This is a genomic window from Algibacter sp., from assembly GCF_029245835.1.
GTDB lineage: Bacteria > Bacteroidota > Bacteroidia > Flavobacteriales > Flavobacteriaceae > Algibacter_B.
Window position 1 is genome coordinate 1 of sequence record NZ_JAQWOO010000097.1, and the last position, 8,932, is coordinate 8,932.

Sequence of the window (8,932 nt, forward strand, 5' to 3'; positions counted from 1 at the left end):
GGACTCGAACCAGTGACCTTCGGGTTATGAGCTTAATGACCAAGTAAAAATTCCTGAAATCATATCAAATTAAACTCATTATATTAAATCCATAATAAGAGATACGTAACTCATTCTTAACTATCTCTAATCAACATATAAAATTCAAAAAATCCAGCAAAAATTAAAAATCAAGGACTTTATCCAATGCCTCATCTGTATCCTTCTGCATAAAATTTGATTGATACTGTATGGTAGTTGTAACCGAAGAATGTCTATATAGTTTCTGTAACATTTGAATAGGAATTTTATCTCCTGAGATGTTTCCGAAACTATGACGTGCAATGTGCATGCTCATTTTTTTATCTATACCAGCTTTGGTGGCAACAATCTCTAATCTTCTATTAAAATTTCTTGTTGCAGTTTTTATTCTAGTTCTTAATAACCTTTTGTTATCTAAATCAACCCCCTCTAACTCCTTAAACAGAAACACAGAGCTATCACGTCTTTCTAATTTATTTAAAATATTAAAAACTTTACCCGGAACTTTTAAGGATAATAATTTATTGTTTTTATCCATTCGGTAATATAAGCGGTTATCCAAAAAATCTTTCCATTTCAATTGGAGCACATCACTAACTCTAATACCTGCAAAATAAAAACTTAGTAACCATACGTGCAAAGCGTATTCTTGAGCTTTTGTTAAACCTTCAATATTCTCCAAAATGGTTATTTCATCACTATTTAATCCAATTTTTTTTGTTTCGGGGAATTTTATTTGATATTTCCCTCTTCCAAATGGATATAACGTTACATCCACGGAAGAATTTGTTATTGCTAAGTTAAAAATGGTTCTAATGGTAGTCATATAATTTACCACTGTTCGCTTTGAAAGACTACGTTCATTAAGCAGATAGTTTTCAAATTTTTTAAGTAATTCGATATGCAATTCATCAAAAAAAAGTTTATCCTTCTTTAGAAATTCTCTGAAAACCTCTATCCGCCTAATTTCAATATCTAATTGATGGAATTTCTTTCTGTCCTCAATATTTTTTAAATAGATTTTAGCTATTTCAAAAAAGTCATTAGCCTTCTTTGAAGTTACTGAACTTTTAACATGCTTTGAACACATGTATTCGCTATTGGTCTCGGCGTCCATCAGACTTCTATTAACCTTCGAAAGTTTTTTAAAAATTAATTGATTGATATTCAATGCATCTGGATGAGATTTTTTTACCTGTCCTTTAGTCTTATCCCACTGATTCTTCTTTATATACTGACCTGTATACAAAAAAGAAGTCTTTCTATCCTTTGTAATTCGTATTGCAATTGGAAATAAATTCTGAGAATTTTGTTTTGTCCTTATAACTGCTTTAACCGATGCCATAATTTATTTAAAGTTGTATGTAAGTAAATATACAAATTTCAGGTACAACATAGGTACAACATTTGTTGATATCATTTAATATTAAATACTGCCAAATAAAATAAAACCCTGTAAATCAATAGCTTTTAGTGTATATCGATTGATTTTAATTCCAAATGATTAGAGTTCATAACTCGGAGGTCGGGGGATCGTGCCCCCCTCTCGCTACAAAAAGTATTACAACTTAAAAAACGGTTTAGATTGGTCTAAACCGTTTTTTTTATCTGCATTAAACAATGTATCTCATATTTAAATACCCCAATCAAATAACCGAAAACTAAAAACTAAGCCCTGTTAAATGCCTCATGAATCCCTAAAACGATATGGGTATAAAAATCAAAGCATATTTTAAATTTTTTGGTGGGTTCTAATTGAGAAAACCATGCTGTTTTTACCAAATAGTTTTCACAATCGCGATACACGCCATATTTTGATATCTTATATCTTTTAATATCATTAATACGTTCAATCATAATATTAATCTCTCTAATGGGAATGCAAATATCAATAGAACTTAAATAAAGGTCATTATTTATGGATGCCTTTAAATCATTATAAAAAATAATATAGGTATCGTAATCTTCTTGCAGACTTAAAATATCATCCGTCCAAGGTTCTAAATTATAAGAATCGAAGGCATCACCTTCAAAAAAATCATCAATAAAAGCACTCATTATAATTATAAAATTAAAGTATTTAACTCCAATAAAATTATAATAATAGCTTCAAAAAATCTCCGAAAAGGCTAGAAAAATTTATCTACAGAAAATATTGTGGATAAGTCAAAATTATTAACAAATCCTATTTTTCTTACGTGTTTTTATTGAGTTATAGGTTTTTTAAAAAATATTTTTGTATCTTTATAATAGTATCAGGAACGCAATAAATGCGTACCAACCGAGCACAACAGCCACGGTGGTTTAGTATACGGACAGTTCAGTCAAAATAAATGAACATCCACTATTTATATTATTATCCTGGTGCATTAACTTTAAAACAATGCATTATGAAACAAACTATTGACACCTCTTATCTAGAAAAAGGTTATGGGCAATTTCCATATATCTTAATTCGCCAATTTCCAGCCATTTACACTCAAATCCCTTTACATTCTGAAGATTTAAAGTCCTTAAAACTTGAAGGCTTTTATGTGACCGATGAATTGCTTGAACATGCTAAAGACTATGATGCGGCTTGTAGAATCTTGTTTTTAGATTATTGGCTTGGACTTCCTAATAAGTCTTGTATCATTTTTTAAGTGCTTATTTTTTTTAACTCAGTTCCAAAATGGATATGCTCGCCTTCAAATCTGTCCGCGCCATTTTTTGTTCTATCGTCAATGAGGTAGTCTCCCTTATTTAGATTTTTATGATGTGACAAAATCAATCTTTTATAAGCAACTCCTTTAAGATATTCCTTTACCCATCGTAACTTATCTGTGGCTGCAGTCTCATTTTTCCAAGGTGAAGTTGATAATATATACACGTCAAAATGTTCGGTCAATTCAGTATAAGATGCGATGGCGTTTTGCATGGGTTGCATTAAACCAAAAATACCAGGGACTTCATCTAGTCTGCCTTCATATTCTTTCAATATCTCAGTACTCAACTGAACTGATCAATTCCAGATTGAAAAATCAACTAGAACATTATCCATATCTACGTAAACTATCTTTTTCATTCTATTAATTTTAATTAAACACAACCACCAAATAGATTAACTAAATATCTATTAAATATGCACTAAAATGATAAATGTAATGCATTACATACCTTAAAAATTCTTAATAAGAAAAACACGCTAATCCAAATTCAAACTGAACTTAATAGACTTTCTTAAAAGAGGTGCATGCTTTCAAAAGACTCCTTTTAACTCATAATAGACTCTAGAAGTGACTTTAATTAACCTGCCTTTTGATTATAAACACTCATATTATTTCCGTAATAGTTAGTATAAATATGCTGATAAACGTTTGCTGTTTTGATACCTACTTCCTCATCTGAATAATAGTCTTGTGGTAGATATAGAAGATTATCGTAAATAGTACTTTTTACTTGGGCTTTAATCTGTCTACTCTCGCGCCAATTATCAATCTTTAATTTTTCAGATTTTAAAGTTTCTAAAGTTTTTGCTGCTACTTTCTTAACTTCCTTTAATTCTTTATTTGATAACTCCTTTCCTTCTTTAAGTAAATCGAATATGGCAAGTGTTTCTTGGTCTTTTACATTTTCTCTAACCACACGTTGCTCTTCGTGTGATAAGTCTTTGATGAAATTGTTTAAATTATCAAATGTCTTTATGGTGTCTTCTAAACTTTTACCTCTGTTATACTCTTCTATAATCTCTTTGTAACGTTCATAAAATTCAATACGTAACGGATTTTCTTTTAGCATTTGTTCTAAACGTTGCTCAATGGCTTCTTGTAAATTAAATACCAACGTATTTTTACGTGGTGTTTTAGCAAAAGCGGCTCTTAATTTATCAAAATCTAAGGATGACAAATCTACATATACTTCTTCATCTTCTTCATTAACCTTATCTTGAATCACAACACTATCACTTACTATGGCTTGTAAGTCCATTATGATTTGTGTGACATCTGCAGATTTTACATTTTGATTTAAAGCTGTATAAATCGCTTCAATCGCATTGAAATCTTTTACATGTTTCTTTAATTTATCTGAAGGAAATAAGGCTTTGTACTTTCTAAATACATTACGAGCCATCATTTCGAAAGTGGTTCGCGTTGTTTCATTTAAACACACACAATCCGTTGCATCTTTAATTCGTGCAATTTTAGACATGGGTTTAGCGTCTTTTAAATCTTGAAGCGAAAAATTAAGTCCTTTTAAATACGCTTTTATATCTTTAATGGCTTGCTTCAATTCTATTTCAACATCTTCTAAAGGTTCAACAGGTTTTCCAGGTTTTCCTTTGCCTCCAGATTTTCCTCCTTCGCCATAAATGGAATACGCCTGCTCTAATTGTTTGTAAACATTACCATAATCTACAATTAAACCGTTTTCCTTTTCATCATCATATACTCGGTTTGCTCTTGCAATGGTTTGCATGAGTGTGTGTCCTTTTATTGGTTTATCTAGATATACTGTAGATACGCAAGGTGCATCAAAACCAGTAATCCACATGGCACAAACTATGGCTAATCGGAACGGGTTATCTTCATCTTTAAACTCTTTTTCAAGATTACGTTCCACCATTTTTCTGCGATGCACTTCTATATCTAAATTCATTTTATTGAATTTATCTACTTCATTTTGCTCGCTGCTTACTACCACACAAACTTCGGTTTCTTTAACCTTGTTGTATTTACGTTTTAGTTCCTGCTCTTCTTGTTGGTCTTCGGCATTCTTAATGCGCTCTTCTAGGTCTTTTAAATATTCTGGCCAATAGCTTTGAACTAGTTCAAACATTCTAACTGCTGTGGGCTTATCTAAAGCTACATACATGGCTTTACCTTGATAGCCTCTTTCGTTAAAATGCCAAACCAAATCTTTAGCAATAGCTTCTAAACGCGGTTGTGCTGTTAATATAGGATAGTTTCTACTAAAAAGATATTCTAACTTTTTCTTTTGGTCATCATCAAGGTCTTCGTTTTCAAAAACCTCAGCCATTTGCTCATCCAATTCTGGATTGGTGATGTCCAGTTTTTCTCCACGATTTAAATAACGTAATGGCAAGGTTGCTTCATCTTCAATAGCACGTTTAAAATCGTAAACAGAAACATATTCACCAAAGATGTTTTTGGTAAGCTCTTCTTCTTCCTTTATAATTGGTGTTCCTGTAAATCCTAAATACGATGCATTTGGCAAACCATGGAAACGCATATTTCTAGCATAAGTTCCAGATTGTGTTCTGTGTGCTTCATCACTAATGACAATCACATTTTTGCGTTCTGTGATTAATGGATATTCGCTTTCTAGTTTTGGGTCTATGGAAAATTTATGAATAAGCGTAAATACATATCTATGATTTTCAGAAAGTAGTTCTCGTAAATGCTCACGACCAGTTATACCTTTCTTTTTTCCAGCAATAACATTTTTATCGTTTACTACACCAACACCAGAAAAGGTATCGTACAATTGGTTTTCTAATTCGGTTCTGTCAACAGCAATTAAAAAGGTGTAAGAACCACCTAATTTTCGATGGATTTTTTCGCATAAAAACACCATGGAATACGATTTACCTGAACCTTGTGTATGCCAAAACACTCCTAATTTCCCTTCTAAATCGTCAATATTATCGACGTTTTCAATCACTTTATTAACTCCAATATATTGATGGTTTTTTGCCATAAGTTTCACCACATCGCCTTGTGAATCATCAAATATTAAATAGTTTTCAAAAATATCCATTAAGCGATGCTTATCGCAGGTTCCACGAAGCATGGTATCTAAACTTACTTCGCCTTCTTCATGTTCTTCAATACGTTTCCAATCTAAAAAGTATTTATACGGACTGGTTATTGTACCAACTTTTGCGTCCGTTCCATTACTTAAAATGATAAACGCATTATTATGAAACACATGTGAAATCGTGTCTTTATAATCTTTTAAATTGTCATTATAGGCTTGTCGTAAATCTTGATGATGTGCTTTTAGTTCAAAAAACACAAGTGGAATACCATTAACAAAACCAACCACATCTGGTCGTCTTAAATACAGCTCGCCTAAAACTTCTAATTGTCTTACTGCCAAAAAATGATTTGCTTTATAATCCTTAAAATCAAAAACTTTGAGTTTGGTTTTTATTAATTCTCCCTTGTCATTGGTGTAACTAACAGGAACTCCATTTTTAAGGAGATTGCTTTTGTCTTTATTTATTCTGCCTAAGGTTTGGTCTGCTACATTTTGCGTGATTAATTCTATGGCTTGCTCATAAGCTAAAGCTGGATGATTCGGATTTAATTGTTTAAGCGCTTGTAATAAGTAACGGTTTAAAACCACTTGACTTTTATCTTCTCTACCTAATAAACCATCGGCTCCAAAGGATTCTTTATGCCATGCAGAAAGGACTGTCCAACCCAATTCTTCTAAAACATCTTGGGTGGCATTTTCTATTAAACCGTCTTCAGAATATTCGTAACTCATGGTCTTAATATTTTTTTTAACCTGGATTGATAGGCTTGAGTATAGTTCCTTTTTGATTTGTCATCTAAAAATGATGCTTCAATAAGTGTTAACACAGTATCTTGCATAGAGGTTAAGTTTTCAAATACTTTTCCAGCTTGTTTTTTTGAAATTCCAGCCTGTTCAGCTAAAGTATAGAACTGTTCAGTTACTTTTCCTTGTGCTAAATTTGGTGGCAATAAACCATCATCTAATGCAAAATCTCTATCGTCTATATGCAATCTGCTATTTAATAAATCGTAAGCAGGACTTAATTTAAAATCTCCTAAAGGTGTTTCAATTAATGAAAAATTTTTAAAATGTGCATCGCCATTGGAAAACAAATAGTTAAATAGTATCAGCTTAAATAACTTTATAGATTCTACAGTATAAGCAGGTGTGTACTTTTTCAATACCTCGAAAAGCTCTAAGTAACTCCCAGAATATTTAAAATCTTCACCATGTGTTTGTGGTGTTCTACCTGCTAAAGAAGCAAAATCTTCTTGAGCCCATTTACTACCATCATCTTTAACATCAAAACGTTTTGTAATATAAGCGGCATCACCATTTTTAAAAAATATGAGTGCATTTTCTGCAGTTTCCAAAGCAAATACTTGACGTGCAATTTGCATGGTTACATGCTCATTAGCAGGCATTTGATTGGCGTTTTTACCAACGTTTGGTATTGGTTTTAAAATATATTGTCCTTGCTCTCCCTCTTCTATTAAGCGTAATTTATTTTTTTCTAATAAAACCGAAAATTTTTCTTGTACACCAGATATAGACATACGGCTCCTATTGTTTTTAAATAAGGCGTCTGTAATAGCGTTACTTGCTGGTGAATCATAAGGTAAAATGGCGCTCACCTTTTTTGCATTAAATACGCGCCGTAAAGCTGTGTTGCTATACGACGTGTAGCCAACAGCTAGTGTACTTGGGCAATTATTTATTTTTGGCAAACCCATTAATTATTTATTTTATGTATTTGAACAGCTCCAATAGTATCATATTTTGCAGTCGTTATTAAAATGCCAAAATGGTCTTTGACGTCAATACGATTCTCGAAACAAGCGGTTTGTTTATTTGTACCTTCTGGTAACATATTATAAAAAAAAGAAAATAGATGTTTCGATTTATATTCTTGTTGTGTTTTAGGTAAGGTTAAACTAATAGCAGGTTTATTGGTATCATTAAACCATTGGTCATGATAGGTAAATATGAAACTACCATCGTCTAACTGTGTTAACAATCCAGCAGCTTCTTTTTTGTATAAAACGTTTGCTTGCCTCATTATTTAGTGGTTAAATCTTTTACCGTAAAACTTAATTCCATACCTAAGGTGTTCCCTATTTTGGTTAAGGTCTCTAAGGTGGGATTGCCTTTACCACTCTCAAATTGTTTTAGTGTGCGCAAACCAACATCAGCAAGCTCTGCAAGCATTTCTTGTGTTATTTGAAGCGTTTCTCTGCGTGCTTTTACTGTTTCTAATAATGTTTTATAGTGCATTATATGGCTCTTTTAATGTAAATATATACAATTTTATTGATTAACAACACAATAAGTGCTTTTTAATGCACTATTAGAGAGGTTTTATATTCAATTAAGAATAAATAATACAAATAGTGCTTTTTAATGCACTATTGAGTGTGATTTGCCTGCTCCTCAGCAACCATACCCAACTTCTCACTAACCTCCAAACCATCAACATCTATCATCCCACTCATCAACCGTGGTAACAAAATATCGCGTGCTTCTTTTAAGTGTTGGTTTTGATTTTGAAGATTTAAAATAACTGCAAAGTCATTTTTTACTTTAGAATGAAAACTAGTAATTATATTCAAATGAGGTTTAACTATATTAACCTTTTCTAATTTGCCTTTACTTACATTCGTCATTGTTGCTCCATTGCTACCTAAAGCTCTAAGTAAAGGTGTTAATCCTCGGCAGAAAAAATATAAATAGAATATATATACTTCGTCTTTACAAATCATACCGTTTATTTGCTGATTACATTGAGAAATCTCACTTGTTAAACCAACAGCTCCAGCTCTAGCCCCAATACACGACAAAAGAATAGTATTCTTTTCAAAAAACTTATTTTTCTGAGAGTTCGCGCCTTCTAAAGAAAGAAATTGTTCAACATTTGTCATATAAATACTTGAATGTAAATCAGGCGTTTTTATAAAAGGTATATCGTTTCCGTAATATTGACTTTTAGAAGTTGTAGGTGTCTTACCCGTTATAACACTTGATAATTCTTGAATTTCTGTCACCTCCCACCCCTCAGGCAAACCACTTACTTCATCAACCTCCACATTCTCATTACCAGGAAATTTAAAACGTACAAACCACTCTTCATAGGTTTGTTGTGCTTGTTCTTCTAATAATTTGATGCGCTTTA

Annotated in this window: 9 protein-coding genes and 1 riboswitch; of the genes, 1 reads left to right on the forward strand and 8 read right to left on the reverse strand. The window is 32.0% G+C overall.

All coding sequences use genetic code 11. The features are described 5' to 3' along the window. Positions 1–163: 163 nt before the first annotated feature. Complete coding sequence (locus P8K68_RS14650; RefSeq protein WP_300252613.1) at positions 164–1,366, reverse strand: site-specific integrase; 1,203 nt, start codon at positions 1,364–1,366, stop codon at positions 164–166. Between the two features lie 323 nt (positions 1,367–1,689). Further along, the gene (locus P8K68_RS14655; protein WP_300252615.1) at positions 1,690–2,079 is read right to left on the reverse strand and encodes a hypothetical protein; all 390 of its coding nucleotides are present in this window, start codon (positions 2,077–2,079) and stop codon (positions 1,690–1,692) included. A 189-nt stretch (positions 2,080–2,268) separates the two neighbouring features. Then, positions 2,269–2,363: riboswitch (SAM-I-IV-variant riboswitch) on the forward strand. A 48-nt stretch (positions 2,364–2,411) separates the two neighbouring features. On the opposite strand from P8K68_RS14655, the gene P8K68_RS14660 reads away from it, so the two are divergent. Then, positions 2,412–2,663, forward strand: coding sequence for a hypothetical protein (locus P8K68_RS14660; RefSeq protein ID WP_300252617.1), 252 nt, complete (start codon positions 2,412–2,414; stop codon positions 2,661–2,663). Here P8K68_RS14660 and P8K68_RS14665 read toward each other — a convergent pair. The 6 genes from P8K68_RS14665 to P8K68_RS14690 all read right to left on the reverse strand — a co-directional run. Next, complete coding sequence (locus P8K68_RS14665; RefSeq protein ID WP_300252620.1) at positions 2,660–3,013, reverse strand: hypothetical protein; 354 nt, start codon at positions 3,011–3,013, stop codon at positions 2,660–2,662. The two genes, P8K68_RS14660 and P8K68_RS14665, sit on opposite strands and share 4 nt — an antisense overlap. Before the next feature lie 293 nt (positions 3,014–3,306). After that, positions 3,307–6,513 carry a type I restriction endonuclease subunit R gene (locus P8K68_RS14670; protein WP_300252622.1) on the reverse strand — a complete coding sequence of 1,069 codons (3,207 nt, stop codon included), beginning with the start codon at positions 6,511–6,513 and terminating at the stop codon, positions 3,307–3,309. Beyond that, positions 6,510–7,496, reverse strand: a complete 987-nt coding sequence (locus P8K68_RS14675; RefSeq protein ID WP_300252624.1) for a type II toxin-antitoxin system HipA family toxin — start codon at positions 7,494–7,496, stop codon at positions 6,510–6,512. Before P8K68_RS14675 ends, P8K68_RS14670 begins: the two co-directional genes overlap by 4 nt. After that, positions 7,496–7,822, reverse strand: coding sequence for a HipA N-terminal domain-containing protein (locus tag P8K68_RS14680; RefSeq protein ID WP_300252627.1), 327 nt, complete (start codon positions 7,820–7,822; stop codon positions 7,496–7,498). Before P8K68_RS14680 ends, P8K68_RS14675 begins: the two co-directional genes overlap by 1 nt. Further along, on the reverse strand, positions 7,822–8,037 hold the full coding sequence (locus P8K68_RS14685) for a helix-turn-helix transcriptional regulator (protein WP_300252630.1): 216 nt from the start codon (positions 8,035–8,037) through the stop codon (positions 7,822–7,824). The genes P8K68_RS14680 and P8K68_RS14685 overlap by 1 nt, the downstream gene beginning before the upstream one ends. 131 nt (positions 8,038–8,168) lie before the next feature. Further along, the coding region (locus P8K68_RS14690; protein WP_300252633.1) for a restriction endonuclease subunit S at positions 8,169–8,932 on the reverse strand (764 nt) is incomplete at its 5' end.